This is a genomic window from Chloroflexus sp. (assembly GCF_056331925.1).
This window is the reverse complement of the sequence record NZ_JBWGQH010000017.1, coordinates 15,445-30,938: the sequence shown is the minus strand read 5'-3', so window position 1 is coordinate 30,938 and position 15,494 is coordinate 15,445. Positions and strand designations below refer to the sequence as shown.

General features: G+C 55.5%; 17 protein-coding genes and 1 riboswitch. Of the genes, 5 read left to right on the top strand and 12 right to left on the bottom strand.

Going from position 1 to position 15,494, the window contains the following annotated elements:
• Positions 1 to 8: 8 nt before the first annotated feature.
• The 4 genes from csx15 to AC01ZF_RS10365 all read right to left on the bottom strand — a co-directional run bounded on the left by csx15 (position 9) and on the right by AC01ZF_RS10365 (position 2,123).
• Positions 9 to 395 (bottom strand): CRISPR-associated protein Csx15, encoded by a 387-nt coding sequence (csx15, locus tag AC01ZF_RS10380; RefSeq protein ID WP_287911395.1) that lies wholly within the window; start codon positions 393 to 395, stop codon positions 9 to 11.
• Between the two features lie 86 nt (positions 396 to 481).
• A complete protein-coding gene (locus AC01ZF_RS10375; RefSeq protein ID WP_424676188.1) occupies positions 482 to 1,429 on the bottom strand; it encodes an ABC transporter substrate-binding protein in 948 nt (315 codons plus the stop codon).
• A 14-nt stretch (positions 1,430 to 1,443) separates the two neighbouring features.
• Positions 1,444 to 1,830 carry a hypothetical protein gene (locus AC01ZF_RS10370; RefSeq protein ID WP_424676189.1) on the bottom strand — a complete coding sequence of 129 codons (387 nt, stop codon included), beginning with the start codon at positions 1,828 to 1,830 and terminating at the stop codon, positions 1,444 to 1,446.
• On the bottom strand, positions 1,827 to 2,123 hold the full coding sequence (locus tag AC01ZF_RS10365; protein WP_424676190.1) for a YggT family protein: 297 nt from the start codon (positions 2,121 to 2,123) through the stop codon (positions 1,827 to 1,829). Before AC01ZF_RS10365 ends, AC01ZF_RS10370 begins: the two co-directional genes overlap by 4 nt.
• Positions 2,124 to 2,462: 339 nt before the next feature.
• On the opposite strand from AC01ZF_RS10365, the gene AC01ZF_RS10360 reads away from it, so the two are divergent.
• Positions 2,463 to 2,852, top strand: a complete 390-nt coding sequence (locus AC01ZF_RS10360) for a hypothetical protein (RefSeq protein WP_428111846.1) — start codon at positions 2,463 to 2,465, stop codon at positions 2,850 to 2,852.
• Here AC01ZF_RS10360 and AC01ZF_RS10355 read toward each other — a convergent pair.
• From AC01ZF_RS10355 to AC01ZF_RS10330, 6 genes are all read right to left on the bottom strand, one after another.
• Positions 2,849 to 3,115, bottom strand: coding sequence for a hypothetical protein (locus AC01ZF_RS10355; RefSeq protein WP_424676192.1), 267 nt, complete (start codon positions 3,113 to 3,115; stop codon positions 2,849 to 2,851). The two genes, AC01ZF_RS10360 and AC01ZF_RS10355, sit on opposite strands and share 4 nt — an antisense overlap.
• A 29-nt stretch (positions 3,116 to 3,144) precedes the next feature.
• Positions 3,145 to 3,921 carry a type I methionyl aminopeptidase gene (map, locus tag AC01ZF_RS10350; protein ID WP_424676193.1) on the bottom strand — a complete coding sequence of 259 codons (777 nt, stop codon included), beginning with the start codon at positions 3,919 to 3,921 and terminating at the stop codon, positions 3,145 to 3,147.
• Positions 3,922 to 4,064: 143 nt separating this feature from the next.
• Positions 4,065 to 4,988: a methylenetetrahydrofolate reductase gene (locus AC01ZF_RS10345; protein WP_428111850.1), complete on the bottom strand. Its 924-nt coding sequence runs from the start codon at positions 4,986 to 4,988 to the stop codon at positions 4,065 to 4,067.
• Positions 4,989 to 4,990: 2 nt separating this feature from the next.
• Positions 4,991 to 6,187 (bottom strand): trans-sulfuration enzyme family protein, encoded by a 1,197-nt coding sequence (locus AC01ZF_RS10340; protein ID WP_424676195.1) that lies wholly within the window; start codon positions 6,185 to 6,187, stop codon positions 4,991 to 4,993.
• 72 nt (positions 6,188 to 6,259) lie between these two features.
• Positions 6,260 to 6,366, bottom strand: a riboswitch (SAM riboswitch).
• Positions 6,367 to 6,448: 82 nt separating this feature from the next.
• A complete protein-coding gene (locus tag AC01ZF_RS10335; protein WP_424676196.1) occupies positions 6,449 to 7,039 on the bottom strand; it encodes a class I SAM-dependent methyltransferase in 591 nt (196 codons plus the stop codon).
• A gap of 235 nt (positions 7,040 to 7,274) precedes the next feature.
• Positions 7,275 to 7,823, bottom strand: a complete 549-nt coding sequence (locus AC01ZF_RS10330) for a GNAT family N-acetyltransferase (RefSeq protein WP_424676197.1) — start codon at positions 7,821 to 7,823, stop codon at positions 7,275 to 7,277.
• A gap of 225 nt (positions 7,824 to 8,048) precedes the next feature.
• On the opposite strand from AC01ZF_RS10330, the gene AC01ZF_RS10325 reads away from it, so the two are divergent.
• On the top strand, positions 8,049 to 9,236 hold the full coding sequence (locus tag AC01ZF_RS10325; RefSeq protein ID WP_428111853.1) for an acetyl-CoA C-acyltransferase family protein: 1,188 nt from the start codon (positions 8,049 to 8,051) through the stop codon (positions 9,234 to 9,236).
• Between the two features lie 96 nt (positions 9,237 to 9,332).
• On the top strand, positions 9,333 to 10,076 hold the full coding sequence (gene fabG / locus AC01ZF_RS10320; protein WP_424676199.1) for a 3-oxoacyl-[acyl-carrier-protein] reductase: 744 nt from the start codon (positions 9,333 to 9,335) through the stop codon (positions 10,074 to 10,076).
• Between the two features lie 12 nt (positions 10,077 to 10,088).
• Here the strand turns inward: fabG and AC01ZF_RS10315 are convergent, their stop codons facing one another.
• Positions 10,089 to 10,394, bottom strand: coding sequence for a hypothetical protein (locus tag AC01ZF_RS10315; protein ID WP_424676200.1), 306 nt, complete (start codon positions 10,392 to 10,394; stop codon positions 10,089 to 10,091).
• Positions 10,395 to 10,447: 53 nt separating this feature from the next.
• Here AC01ZF_RS10315 and AC01ZF_RS10310 point away from each other — a divergent pair, with 53 nt between their 5' ends.
• Together AC01ZF_RS10310 and AC01ZF_RS10305 are read left to right on the top strand one after the other, a co-directional pair.
• Positions 10,448 to 13,699, top strand: coding sequence for a BTAD domain-containing putative transcriptional regulator (locus tag AC01ZF_RS10310; protein WP_476575343.1), 3,252 nt, complete (start codon positions 10,448 to 10,450; stop codon positions 13,697 to 13,699).
• A 176-nt stretch (positions 13,700 to 13,875) separates the two neighbouring features.
• On the top strand, positions 13,876 to 14,274 hold the full coding sequence (locus AC01ZF_RS10305; protein WP_428111858.1) for a hypothetical protein: 399 nt from the start codon (positions 13,876 to 13,878) through the stop codon (positions 14,272 to 14,274).
• Positions 14,275 to 14,279: 5 nt separating this feature from the next.
• On the opposite strand, the gene AC01ZF_RS10300 is transcribed toward AC01ZF_RS10305, so the two are convergent.
• A complete protein-coding gene (locus tag AC01ZF_RS10300) occupies positions 14,280 to 15,266 on the bottom strand; it encodes a 5-oxoprolinase subunit C family protein (protein ID WP_424676203.1) in 987 nt (328 codons plus the stop codon).
• Positions 15,267 to 15,494 lie beyond the last annotated feature (228 nt).

Sequence of the window (15,494 nt, the reverse complement as noted above, 5' to 3'; positions counted from 1 at the left end):
ACGACTCTCTACCGTGTGCGACGGGCACGAGCTTCGTCGCGTAAGACTTGCAGGTTTAATATTTCGGCTACTTCAAAACGGGGTGGTAATGCCCCTGCAATTGGTCGTAAGCGTAACACCGGCGGAAAGTACCCCATACGACCATGGAGTTCTGCCAACAGGGCGGCTGCACTAAAATTTAAAGACGGCAGATTGACCAAAATTTCTTCACTTTGCCACTGCTGCGGCGTCAATCCGGCAGCGTCGGCAAGAGCGATGATTTGCGGTTCGAGCGGTTGCTGCTGATCGATTTGACTGTTGATGTCGATTAGTTGAGCGATAGATTGACCGGTTAACGCGACTATTTGCTCTTGCTGAGCAGTTGTAATCGGATGCGCGTAGTTTAAGACGATCATATCCAAAAAAACCTTTCATTATGAAAATCTATTCTAACCTAACCAGATGAGCGCCGGCGTATACCAACTGCCGGCGCTGCATTACCCTAGTTCCATAGCTCATTTGTGAACAGAGCAAGGTATGTATCTGGTGCTAACGGGATGCGCTGTCCATCGCGATCCACAATCAGACCTTGTTGGTCGAGCCACGTCACAAAGGCTTGCCACCGCTGGTCATCCATCACCCCCCACCGACCATCAGCGGTCAGCAGAGCAGGGGCGAGTTCATGCAAACTTTCGGTCACAAAATCGCGATCCTGCAAGCTCGGGTGCTTGGCTTCCGTGATAAGTGCTGCCACGGCTTCATCGGGATGATGAACGGCGAAGCGGTAGCCCTCGGCAGTTGCATTCAATAATGCGCGCAGGGCATCTGGATGGGTGCGGAGTGCATCCGGGTGGGCCAACAATATCGGCGTGTAGCCGTAAGGAATACCGTAGTCGTCGAGGTGGAAGGCGTTGAGAGCGATCCCGGCTCGACGGGCTTGCACCCCTTCCCACGGCATAAAGACCCATGTTGCATCGGCAACGCCGGTGAGCAATGTTTCCCAGATGCCGAGTTTGGGTGGAAAGATCTCATCGAATTCACCCTTCCCTCCGTCGTTTCGGATCATCTGCGCTACGATTGCGCGCTCAAATCGCGCATTGTACGAAGCATAGCGACGACCATCAAGTTTGGCCGGTCGATCAATGCCGCTGTTGGCTAATGTCACAATCGCACTTGTGTCGCGTTGTGCTAGCGCTGCGATGGCAACCAACGATGGTTTGGTGGGGTGAAGATGGTAGCTCAAAGCACTCTCCGAGGGAGCAATTGCCAATAACGCTCTTCCCGCTGCCACCTTCGCAGCCGGTGTCGTCTGATAATTGTCCTCTTCTGGGGATAGCAAAATCAGTTCGATTCCGGCGTCACGGTACCATCCCTTGGCAATGGCTACGTAGAACCCAATATGATTTGTGTTAGGTGTCCAATCGAGGGCTAAAGTAATAGGTGTTGCCATACGTAGTCTCCTTTTCAGGTTGATTGTTCGGTTATCACCGTCTTACCAACACCCGTGAGACGTGCAATCAGCCAACCAAGTGTGAAGACCGGGATAGGCTGAGTGAAAGGGATGAGTGCCTCAATCGCGGCTTTGTTGCGTAGCCCACATAACCCTAGTCGGTCAAGGATGAGCCAACTGACCGGCATTGCCAGTATATCCAAACCAAAATCGAGCAGGTCGAGCACAATCGGTAGTGCGATTGGGATGTAGTGCATTGTTGTGAAGAAACCGGCATCTGGCGGTACCTGCAAGCTGCGCAAGCGCCGCCATATCAACCAGAGCACGATCCCTGCCAGTATCAAGCCGCTCAGCATAGCAATGAGCAGCCACCCCACAATTGTCATTAACTGGTCACTCATCCTGATTTCCTTGGCCCTAGCCCAACCCAGAGCAGCGCTGTAACACTTACGATGAGGAGCAAGGTGGTAAGAGTACTAAACTCTAACACAGCTCCAAAGCGCGGTTGCGAGCGGTCGATGATGGTCAATGGTGTTACGAGCGGCTCTGTTAGCCCGTAGAGCCACGCTACGGTCGGACTATCAGGGCGCGCAGCTAACAGCTTCAGCACCAATCGCACGATCAGTAGCCCGCAGAGCGTACCACCAAGGATGGCGATTATTTCGCGCCACTGAGCTGTCGAGCCAAACTTCATGCTTACGCTCCTTGTGGAACTGTTGGCTGTTATTGTACGTCTCTTTTATTGTACAAGAACACAAGCGATAGTTGCGATTGCTAGATGAGAGGTGTTGAGCAACTGTGTCTACACCATAATCCTCGGTGTCGGGAATTGTTGTCAGATAATGTTAACCATTTTCAGCGAAATATGACCGAAGACCTATGGTGTTTGTCATTGTCTTTTGTTACACTATAAGCTACCCTTACTCGTCGGCGTCAGGTCACGGGGTCAACTAAACAGGCACGATCGAAGGCAACCGGTATGATTAAGCCAATAGTATCAGCTAGAACAAAGCACCCTATGACGATGACCGGAATGTCCCGGTTGCGTCGATTCAGCCTGTTTACACTCATGATCGGGATCGAGCTATGCTTGTTGGTGAGTGCAGTTGGTTGGTTGCTCAGTGCAACTCCGTCGCGTACACCATTGTCGGCAAACCCCGATTTGACGCCCCTCGTCGATGAGATTCGAGGTCGAATGAGTGGGGAAATTATCGATCCGCTGATTGAGGTGAAACCGGGGATTACCATTCGGGTCAGCAATATCCGTGGTTTTCGGTATGCTGGCTCGATCTACTATTACTATATCGAAGGTGCGCCCAACTACGATCCGCTCTCCCGCGGCATCATTCGGCCCGATCAAGTTGAAATTGTCCTGCGTGAGACGAGTGGTACGCAGACGATTGTCCTTTATCGGGTGCATTAAAACCGACGCCGGCCTTCATCCCAATCACCCCAATCACGCTCTTCAGCGGCGCGAATAGCACGTCGCTTGAGCGCCCGTCGTGCAATCGGTATTACCTCTTGCAAGACAACCCACAGTTGCTCTTCAAGCTGGGGCTGCGTTGCCAACGCTGCTTCAATGGCCACCGCATCGATGCCACGGGCGTGTAAAGCCGTCGCAATCGTTTTTGCCCGCTCGCGATCACCGCTAGCCAATGCCGCGATCAATTCCTCTTCGAGCGTCATCGGTACCTCCCATTGCATGTTGTGGCGTGTTAGGCGGTTAAAATGATCGGTCCCTCATCGGTAATAGCAAGCGTATGCTCAAACTGGGCCGACCGCTTGCCATCAGCCGTCCGTACCGTCCAACCGTCACGGTCGACTTTGGTTGCCGCCGTACCGACATTAATCATCGGCTCAATGGTAAAGACCATCCCGGCCACGATTTTACGGGTCTGGCGAGGGTCGTCGTAGTGCAAAATAGTTGGCTCCTCGTGCAGATCACGACCCAAGCCGTGACCGGTATATTCGCGCACCACAGCAAAACCGTTGGCTTCTGCATAGCGTTGAATAGCTGCGCCGATCAACCGCAACGGATTACCGACGCGCGCCTGCTCAATTCCCAGCTCAAGGCAACGACGGGTAACATCGAGGAGACGCTGTGTCTCTTCATCAACCTCGCCTACGGCGAAGGTCTCGCAAGCGTCACCGATCCAACCGTTGAGACGCAAGCCGATGTCGATTCCAACAATATCACCTTGCCGTAGCCGGTCGCGCTTGCTCGGAATACCGTGGCAGATCACATCGTTAATTGAAGCACAGATGGTACCAGGGAACGGAGGCACGTAGTTGCGGCGACCCGCCGGTACATACCCTTTATAGACAGGTTCGGCACCGTGTGAACGGATAAACTCTTCAGCAATCGCGTCCAGTTCAGCCGTGGTTACGCCCGGACGGATATGTTCGCGCAGCACGTTGAACGTCTGCCGCACCAGTTGCCCGGCGGCACGTAACAGTTCAATCTGTGCAGGAGATTTCAGAATAATTGGCATGATACCCTCACTTCAAACCGTTTTGTCGGTGATGAACGTTTTGGTACCTCTAAGACAAACAGTTCGATCACGTATCAGTGAGACCGCACGACCGATAGCCTTACGATGCGGGATGGATGATACACGATCCCATCACCCATCCGCTACGCCTCATCCACCAATGCCTCTGGCACCGGCGGGCGTGGCAGCAAGCCGGCCCGCTCCACGACCCGCGGGATGGCGCGTGTCCAGTCAACCGACATCAGATGCACACCGGCTACACCTTCGATACTGAGCAGCTCGGTGACTAACTCGGCAGCCAGCACAATGCCTTCGGCTTCACTATCGGTGGCGCGCTGCATCCGCTCAACAATCGCATCAGGCATGAGGGTGCCGGGGAGATGATCGCGGAGATAGATCGCCGATTGTGGCCGACGCAAAATCATCACACCGGCCAGAATGTAGGCCTGTTGGTGCAAACCGGCAGCACGCACATCTGCCATCCATTGCCGGAAACGGTTGACATCGAAGATCAACTGGGTCTGCACAAACTCAGCGCCAGCCTCGATCTTTTTTTCCAGCCGCGCTGCTCGTTCGACGTTTGGGTTTGCGACACTACCGATAAAAAAACGCGGTGCCTCCTTCAATGGCGTACCCGATTGGAACGTGCCCTGATCGCGGAGGGTGCGCAGCATCCGGATCAGTTGGAACGAGTTAAGATCGAGCACATTTTTGGCTTCGGGATGATCACCAATGCGCGGATGGTCGCCGGTCATTGCCAAAAGATTGCGCACACCGAGCGCCGATGCACTGAGTGCATCGGCTTGGAGGGCGATCCGATTACGGTGCTGGCACGTCATTTGCATAATCGGCTCAATGCCGAGCTGGTGCAAAATGACGCTACCGCCAAGCGATGACATGCGAGCGATTCCGCGCTGATTATCGGTCAGGTTCACCGCATCGACGTAGGTGCGAAGGTTTTGCGCCAGGGTTTCTAGATGAGCGCGTGCCGCCCCCTTTGGCGGTGCAATCTCACCGGTAACAACCGTTTGCCCGGCGGCGAGTCGGCGTTGCAGGGTCGAGTGCATAACTATTCGTCGGCAAGGGCCTGTTGCAGATCGGCGATCAGATCATCAGCATCTTCAATCCCGCATGAGAGTCGGATCAAGTTGTCGCGAATACCAACCGCCAAGCGTTCTTCACTGCTTAGTTCATAGTAACTCATGAGTGCCGGTTGTTCAACCAGGCTTTCGACACCGCCGAAGCTAGGGGCAATATACGGTAGCCGGAGCCGGTCGACAACGGCCATCGCGCCGGTCAGATCACCTGCAACCTCGAACGACACTACGCCGCCAAAGCCGCGCATCTGGGCGCGGGCAATCGCGTGATCGGGATGATCGGGCAGGCCGGGGTAATGTACCCGCGTCACCCGTGGGTGGTGGGCGAGAAACTCGGCGACGGCTTGCCCATTCTGATTGTGGCGCTCCATCCGCAAGGCAAAGGTCTTGAGGCCACGACCGAGCAGATAGGCCGCGTGCGGATCACAGATTCCACCAAGGATTCCCTGCGTTTCCCGGAGTGCTTTGATGATCGGCGGACGGCCAATAATGACTCCGGCCAAAAGATCGTTGTGTCCGGCTAAATATTTGCTACAACTGTGTACCACCAGATCGATCCCGTATTCAAGCGGACGCATGTTGTAGGGGGTGGCAAATGTAGCATCGATCACCGTTTTGATCCGGTGCTCGCGCGCTATCTTCGCCACTGCGGTCAGATCGATCACGCGCAGGTACGGATTCGTCGGCGCTTCGGTGACAATCAAGCGCGTGCGCCCCGGTTCGATTGCCGCCGCAATAGCTGCCGGGTCGGCAGCGGCGACCACGCTATGACGCACCCCGAGACGGGCCAGCATGGTGCTGACAAATTGACGGGTACGGCGGTAGCCGTCGTCGGTTAGGATCACGTGACTACCGGCGGGAAGCATCGCAAGCATCACTGTAGTCAGCGCATTCATCCCGGAGGCGCAGAGAAGTGCCTCGGCGGGGGCATGCGGTGACTCCAGCGCAGCGAGACGGGCTTCAACAGCGCGCACGGTTGGATTTCCGTACCGACCATACTCTTCGCGCTCCAGTTCGCCCGACTGAAAGGCTATCAGCTCGGCGCTGTCACGGAATGTGTACGTAGCGCTATGGACGACAGGGGGTGTAATCGCGTCAAACGCGCGCCGGCGTGGTTCGCCTGCGTGGACGGCGGCCGTACCGAGGCCAGGAGATTGGTTTGTGGGCATAAAAAACCTCTCATCAGGGCGATGAGAGTGCAGTTGACGTACTCTTGCTATCGGCAAGATGACGCCGCTCTCCTCTCATCTGCCAGCCTTATGCTGCCGGAGTTGCCACCCGTCAGGCGTTGATCCGCCGGGTTGGCGCGGTTTCATCGGGCCGGTCCCTCCACCGCTCTGGATGAGTGCAGCGTTCTGCAATTGTACGAAGTATAACAGGTGATCTTGAGGATTGTCAATCAGACGGGATGACGTCCCGCTCTTGGCATCTCATCCTCCGCGTGTGCAATAGTAAATCTCGCCACTCGCGGCTGTCAATCCCATCTGCAACGCTGTCTCGTGATCAGGAACCATATCGGTTACAGTCGTAACTGTTACAGTAAACCCTGCTTCACGCAACCGATCGATATAATCCCGACCATACCTACGCACATGATCTTCTTGACCAAATGCAATCAGCCGTTCCTGCGGGTCAATGATAGTCGGATCTTCAAAAGTCACTTCAGCCGTAATCGGTACCAATAGGATAGTCCAGCCGTTTGGCTTAAGCGTGCGCCAAAATTCGCGCATTGCTTTGCGATCATCAGGCACATGTTCAAGTACATGACTGCATAAAATGACATCGAAATATGCATCAGGATATTGAATATTTGTAATATCCATCTTAACCATAGCACGCGGATCGAGTAAATCGGCGGTAAGATAGCCGGTGCCGATGAGGCGCCGGAAGTTCGGTTCAAAGCACGGTTCAGGAGCGACGTGGAGCACATTTTTATGCAGCCCATCGAAAAGATTCGTCCGATGAATGAGATACAACCACAACAACCGGTGGCGTTCTAACGAACCGCAATAGACACACATTGCACTTCTGCGCTTTGGACGACCGTATGGCGCAAACGCTCGCGATTCGCGTTGGCAAACCGGGCAGAAGACCCCACTGCCACGATATTGAATAAGGTTTATCATCCTCTGTAGTCTATTGCGGACGCTTCGCAGCGGCCTTTTGACAGCCTCAGGGAGTTTTCGCAAAAGGTTTGGTATAGCGTATATCAAATCATTGGGGAGTGACCCTGTCGCAACTCATCTTGATATATCATCACACTCGTAAGAAGGCCGACATAATCACCACATCGTGCAACTCACCGTTGCGGTCGATCGCGTGACGGGCCAATTGGCCTTCGACTGCAAAACCGAGACGCGAGAAGATGGCTTGACCGGCTTTTAACGCGGCGAGCATCGCTACTGTCACCTTCTGAGCACCAAGATCACGAGCTGTATCAACAATAGCTTGGGCCATATAGGTACCAAGCCCGCTCCGTCGCCAACCCGGCTTCACAATTAACCGCAGCTCGGCCACGTGGTTTGACCAACCCGGTATACGCCGCGCCGACGTGTAGGCGACAATCGAGCCGTCATCAGCGACTGCGACAATCTGTCGCCAATTCTCGGCATATGAGGCGTTGACGAGCCGAGCAATAATTTCCGGGTTAGTAAAGTCTTCTTCAAGATACAGCAGATCGTCTTTTGGTAAACTCAAACCAAAATCGGCTAATGCTGCTCGATCATTTTCTACCAGTGGCCGAATGGTTACTTGTCGGCCATCTTTCAATGCTACATTGCTAATCGCATCGCTGCGTAGGGCCATGCCCAGCCTCCTGCGGTGTGCCGATGAGGGATCCGATGCTCCATTCAAGTATGTGAAATATACCACATGAAGTTACAGCTCGGTTACGTTTCCGAATCCCAACTTGATTGAACATGAAGGTGTTTCTTTACGATAAGTGTGGTTGAAGCTGGTATAATGATAATCGTTCCGTGAAAGAGGCAGCAACCGGCGGAGTCGCCGACGACCCGTCGTAAGGAGGTTGTGATGAGCGAAAAGCGTGAAGTCGTCGTACTGAGTGGCGTGCGCACGGCTATTGGCACGTTTGGTGGCACTCTCAAAGACACCCCCCCAACCGAACTTGCGGCACTGGTAACGCGCGAGGCAGTAGCTCGCGCCGGTGTTCAACCGGACGAAATCGGCCACGTGGTATTTGGTCATGTGATCAATACTGAGCCACACGATATGTACATGGCCCGTTATGCAGCGGTGCGTGGCGGTTTACCGGTTGAGACGCCGGCACTCACCCTCAACCGATTATGTGGGAGTGGCCTGCAGGCGATTGTCTCTGCTGCTCAGTATATTCTGCAAGGTGATATTGACGCGGCAGTGGCCGGTGGCGCCGAATGTATGAGCCGTGGTCCCTATAGCTTGCCGGCAATGCGGTTTGGTGCTCGGATGAACGATACCAAAGTTGTCGATATGATGGTCGGTGCACTGACCGATCCGTTTGACGATTGCCATATGGGGGTCACGGCTGAGCATGTCGCGGCAAAGTGGGGGATTAGCCGCGAAGATCAAGACCAACTCGCCTACGAAAGCCATATGCGTGCGGCGCGTGCTATTGACGAAGGACGCTTCGCTAGCCAAATCGTGCCGGTTGAGATCGAGACCAAAGGTGGAACTACCCAGTTTATGGTCGATGAGGGCGTGCGTCGTGATACCACCATTGAGAAGCTGGCCAAGCTACGCCCTGTCTTTCTCAAGGATGGGACGGTTACCGCCGGGAATGCCTCGAGTATCAACGATGCTGCGGCTGCCGTTGTCTTGATGGATCGGGCAACGGCTGAGCGGCGTGGCTACAAACCCTTGGCACGCTTGGTCGGTTATAGCAACGCTGCTGTTGAGCCGAAGTATATGGGGATTGGCCCGGTGCCGGCGGTGCGTCGTCTGCTTGAGCGCACCGGTCTGCGGATCGACGATATCGATCTCTTCGAGGTCAACGAGGCCTTCGCTGCCCAAGCGTTGGCCGTGATCCGCGATCTGGGCCTGCCCATGGATCGCACCAATCCGAATGGCAGCGGTATTTCGCTTGGTCACCCGATTGGCGCTACCGGTTGTATCCTGACCGTCAAGGCAATTCACGAGCTGCACCGTACCGGTGGCCGTTATGCGCTGGTGACGATGTGTATCGGTGGCGGACAAGGTATCGCTGCGATTTTTGAGCGGATGTAGGTGTGCTACAATTGTTGGGGAGCGAGCGGGCAATCCTGGGCACGAGGTTGCCCGCTCAAAGAACACAAATAAAATTTGGTTGTGGTGGAGGCAGGAATGGGTAAGTTAACCAACCGGGTGGCGATCGTCACCGGTGCTTCGCGTGGGATTGGGCGGGCTATTGCATTGGCGTTGGCAGCCGAAGGCGCAAAGGTAGCCGTCAATTACAATAGTAGTGCAGCCGCCGCGCAAGAAGTGGTAGATACTATTATTGCACAGGGCGGTGAGGCGATACCGATCCGTGCGAATGTCGGTCAAGCTGATGAAGCACGGTCAATGGTGCAGCAGGTGATTGAGCGATGGGGAAGGGTCGATATTCTGGTGAATAATGCCGGTATCACCCGTGATCGCACGCTTCGTAAGCTTACCGATGAGGATTGGAGTACGGTCATCCAGAATAACCTCAACAGTGTCTATTACTGTACGACTGCCGTGATGCCGTACATGATCGAACAGAAGTACGGACGGATTATCAATATTAGCTCGTTTGTGGGGCAAGCCGGGAACTTCGGCCAAGCCAACTACGCTGCTTCAAAAGGTGGAATTATCGCCTTTACCAAAACGGCAGCGCTTGAGCTGGCCAAATACAATATCACCGTCAACGCACTTGCGCCCGGTTTTACCATCACCGATATGTTGTCCAAAGTACCTGAGCAGATTCAAGAACAGATCAAGGCCCGTATCCCAATGGGTCGCTTCGGTTTACCCGAAGAGATTGCAAAGGCTATCGTCTTTCTTGCTGCTGACGGCGATTACATAACCGGCCAACAGATCAACGTTAACGGTGGCGTATATATGTAACCGTTCTTTCGGCTACGATTTGCGCATCCGTTCGATAATCGATTGGATATCGCCGACGTATCCTTGCCATGCCTGCAACATCTCTTGACTCAGACGTTGCTGTGTACGGATTGCGTCGGCCACGGCTTGTTCAGTCGAATGGCGTAAACTACGGCTGTAGTCCCAATTCTTCAGCACCAAATCGAACGCCATATCAGTGCTGGCAGTGAGTAACTCGTTCCAAACCCGCAACGATTGAAACATCGGATCGGTCAGATCGGGTATAGCTGACCGTGGGGTGTTCGTGGATTGGCGGTCGTGTTCTTCGTTGTTCTGCATTGTATCTGGCCCCATGTACAATACAATCACGTTGACATTACGCTGAGTAATTGTTGCAACGTAGTACGTTGCTCGCGAAACTGATCCCTGCTATCCTCATGGTATCACAAGCGGTTACAGGTGAGTATAACGAACATCTGTTGCGGCCTCGCCTATTGCCACCCCCACCACCGTTGCACCGCATCCGTCGGGTGCGGGTCGAGCAGCGGCTGGCGGTAGCTGTCGATGCTCCCTTGACTATTGTAGTGGCACCACCCGGTAGTGGGAAGACGGTTGCCTTAGCCGCACTCGCAACCCATGGTGGCTGGCCCGCTGCATGGTGTCGTGCCGATGCCGACGATGATCCGCCGCGCCTGCTCGCCCACCTTGCTGCTGCCCTGAGTCGGGTGACATCCCTCGATCCCAATCGTCTACCACGAACGATTGATGGTTTGATTAACGCACTAACCGGTGAGCTTGATGATGAAACGCTGTTGATTATCGATGATGCGCATCTGATCGATGAGCAGCCAGAACTGCGTGCCCTTATTGAACGGTTTATCATGGCTCAGCCTCCACGATTACATCTCATCCTCGCCGGATGGCACGAACCCGATTCTCCCCTGATCGCGACAGCTCGTTTGCGTGGTGAAGCGTTGTTGATCGAAACCGCTGATTTGCTTTTTACATCCGATGAAGCTGCTCAGCTTTGGCAGCAGGCCGGCAAAACGTTACCGGTTGATTTCGATGAGTTAATGTCGTTCAGCGCCGGATGGCCACTCGCTTTACGGATTGCACTCGATGCGACCAATTGGCGGAGTGCGCTTGGGCTGCGTGAACAGAAGAGTAAGCCAGCCCTTGACGATTATCTGGAACGAGAAGTGTTTGCACGGCTGCCCACACCGTTGCAACGTTGCCTACAACGCAGCGCAGGTCTGCGCTGGATCACCCCCGATCTGTGTGCAGCCATCGATCCAACCTTCAATTCATCTGAACTCATTGCCGAATTACGTCGCCGCCGCCTCTTTGTCGAACCATTTGGTGAGCATGGTGTCCGGTTTCAGCCACTGATCGCGGCGTGGCTGTCTCGCCGAGCGGCTGCCGATCCGGAATGGGTGCATCTGCACCGCAAGGCTGCGGTATACTTTCAGCAGCACGGTGATCACGAAAGTGCGTTGTACCATCAGATTGCTGCCGGTGATCCTGCCGCAGTAACCACCTTCCTCCCACTGGCCCGCACGCTGCTAGCCGAGCGTCGCGCCGAAGCTGTGCTCGATTGGATGCGACGGTTAGCGTTGACCGGTGATGAAACCCCAGAATTGATCGAGATTCAAGCCGCTGCACTTCACCAGCTCAATCGGCTTGAAGCTGCCTTGGCCACCTACCGCCGGGCCGAGCGGGCTTTTGCCGCGAGCGGTGATCGACTTGGTCAGTCGCGTTGTCTGCGTGGGCAGGCTGCAATCTACCTTGATACAGTTCAACCGGCTCCGGCTACCGATCTGTTACGTCGGGCTTTGAAGTTGTTGCCACGTCAATGTGGTGCGGAACGGATCGAGTTGTTGCTGATGCAGGCCGAGAATTGGGCCAATCGCGGACGAGCCGATATCGGGTTGCGACTTGAGCAGACGGCGCGTCAGTTGGCGAAAGCCCACGGGTTGTCCACGCAGTACGATCCGCAGGCTGAAGTGCTCCGGCCTCGCTTGTTGTTGCGGGCCGGACGTCTGCGTGAAGCACGGCAGTTGCTCGAAGAACGGCTTTGGTCCGAACAGTCGTTTACGCGAGCAACGGGCCATCGTGAACCACTTTTATTGCTGGCGCTGATTAACGCAATGCTCGGCATGGGGCCACAAGCACTAGCCTTTGCCCATCGCATGTTGATCGAAGCGCAACAGAGTAGCAATGTAGTTACGGAGGCTTTGGCCGAGTTGCGCCTTGGTCATGCTTATCAACTCATCACTCGTGGCGATGATCAAGCGGCGCTCCAACACTATAGCCGTGGTTTGCGTCTGTTGCAACAGGTGACAGTGCCGCGGACTCGTGCCGAGGGGTATCTGGGTCTGACGCTGCTTCACGGTCATGCCGGCGATTTGGCCCGTGCTGAGGCCAACGCTCGTGAAGGTCTATTGCTGGCCGCTTCAGCCGGCGATGAGTGGGTTGCCGCTCTCATGTTGCTCGCCCTTGGCAGTGTTACCCTTGTGGCCGATGATCCGCGCGGTTACGAATGGCTCGATCAGGCCGAACAACGATTTCAAGCCGGTCATGATACCTTTGGTTTGTTTCTTGTGCATCTCTGGCGAGCATTAGCAGCCCTGCGCGCCGGTCGGACTACTGCGGTCGATCCGTTGGTCGATCAGGTCATGCGCGAAGCGGCGGAGTATGGCTACGAGAATGTCTTGATCGGACCGAGTCTGTTTGGACCGCGCGATATTGCGGCGTTGGTGCCGCTACTCCTACGCGCCCGCACGATGCCGGCCCACCGCGATACCGCTATTCGTCTGCTGCGGCAGGGTTTTCCCTCGATTGCCACCGATGACACGGTCGATGATTACCATCCCGGTTTTACGCTACGGGTGCAGATGTTGGGGGCATTCCGGGTTTGGCGGGGGAATCAAGAGATTCAAGCGCGTGAGTGGCAGCGCGAGAAGGCGCGTCAGCTTTTCCAGTTGCTGCTGACGATGCGTGGTAATTGGGTACAACGCGAGCAGATCTGCGCATGGCTGTGGCCTGATGCCGACCTCGAAGCGGCCGAACGTCAGTTTAAGGTAACCTTGAACACGCTTAACACAGCGCTTGAGCCACACCGTCCGCCGCGCGTACCCCCGTTCTTTATCCGTCGGCAAGGGTTAGCGTATAGCTTTGCCCCTTCCTTCGGTGTATGGATCGATGTTGACGAGTTTGAACTGCGTGCCAGTAGTGCATTGACGGCAACCGACCCCGATTTTGCGCGCCGCAGCGCCCAAGCTGCGCTCCAACTCTACCGCGGTGATTATCTCGCCGAATCACTGTATGATCCATGGACAACCGAAGAGCGTGAGCGTTTGTTGGCCCGTTATCTGGCAACGGCTGTTGCATATGCCGAACAACTGAGTGCCGAAGGAAATCACAACGAGGCGATCCAGATCGCCGAACAGGTGTTGCGTCGTGATCGCTGTTACGAGGAGGCGTACCAATTGCTGATGCGTGCCCATGCCCGCGCCGGCAGCCGTTCGCAGGCGATGCGCGCCTATACACGTTGTGTCCAAGCGTTACGTGAGGAATTAGGTATTGAGCCGTTGGCTGAAACGGAAGCGCTCTACCTGCGTATCCGCCTGAATGAGCCGATTTGACTTTTATTGTGAAAATTTGTACGATGAGAGTGATAAATGTTCGGCGTTTGTCGCGTGGGCAGCATATGCCAATAGCACGGCTGCATTGCTCGGTTTAGCCCGCGAACGCTACGCTTAGCGTACTGCCGGCATACAGAGTACTGAGGTGCATCGTTCTGTCTTAGACGGAGTAACGTATGGATCCCATCTTTACCACTATTCGTCAAATTCACGCCATTTTTGGGCGTGAAGTCATGTCGGTCTTAATCGTTGTGGCTGCCATCTACCTGGCCTTTACCTATCGGCCCAACACACCGCGTAGCCCGGTGGCGCGAATCTTTCCGGTGTTGGTGGACATCCAAGCCACGTTGGGTTTAATCTACTGGTTAGTCGGTATCTTTAGCGGTATCACCTATTTTCTCACGTTCCCCTTTATTCTCCATCCGTTACTAGGCTTAGCGACGGCGGTAGTCGGCCATATCTTTTTCGGATCGCGTAATCCCTTTGCCAAACTTGGGCGGTGGTCAGCACCGGCGGCGCTTGGAATTATGCTGGTATTAGTGTTGAGTAATGTGATGATTGCAACAATGGCCTGATGATCTTATCCAATGGCACCGGCTTGCGCCAACAGTTCACCGCTCTCGTCATCTTCCGGGCCGGCGGCGAGCCATGCCGCTTGCTCGGCCAGCGCTGCATACGCTGTAGCCAGATCGGTAGCCGCGAACACCAGCCGGTCACTAGGCAAGAGTTGGGCCGCTAGCGGGAGATCGGCGCCGATGACGACAGCAATCACCGGATAACCGCCGGTCGTTTGGGCATCGGCCATCAACAGGATCGGTCGGCCATCGGGTGGTAACTGGATCGCTCCCGGTACGATTCCGAATGAAGCTAGCGAGTGGGTAAACGAAGGTAAGATGGCACCGGCCAGTCGATAGCCTTGCCGGCTGGCCGCTTGTTCGATCTGCCATGTAGCGGATAGTAGCCCGATCCAAGCCATCGGCAATTGATCCGCATGAGGGCCAGGAATGACTCGCAAGCGTGGTTGAGGGCCGTAGGGTGGACGCCGGTTCGACGGCCACCAACGCATCCCGTCGGCTGCCATCGCGGATCGAGCGTGGACGATAATCCGATCACCGGCACGTAAAGCCCGCCCTTGATAACCACCAAACCCACCGGCCAAACAGGTGCCTGCACCACCGATCGCCCACTCCACGGCTAGTTCGCCGGCTACCGCCAGATACGCACGGCCGCCCCAGCCGCCACGTCGTCCGCCAAAGGTGATGGTACTGCCGGCCGGAGCGACGGCGCTATACCACGGGACAAGCGGTGTATCGTTGAGCCGCGCTTGCAAATCGGCGCCGGCCAGACCAATGGTGATAGCTGTGCTGCAACGGAGCTGGGTTCCACCAGCAGTGATCTCGAACGCCGGTGCGTGAGGCTGGTTACCGGCTAAGCGGTTAGCTACAGCTAACGCAAACCGATCCATCGCTCCACCCGGCGGTACCCCGTAGCGCCGCGCTGCTGGCCGCCCCCCGTCTTGGATTGTCAATAGCGGCCCGGCCGCGATGATGTCGAGAAATGTAGCCACGTGCGTGTTCGATTCGGATCAATAGGACACGGATTCACACGGCTTGGGGACGAATATGCACGGATCAGAAAAAACCGTGTGTATCCGTTCTCCTGCCCCCATCATCAAACCTCTTTGCGTCCTCTGCGCCCGTCGCGTCTTTGCGTTCAAACCTCTTTGCGTCCTCTGCGCCCGTCGCGTCTTTGCGTTCAAACCTCTTTGCGTCCTCTGCGCCCGTCGCGTCTTTGC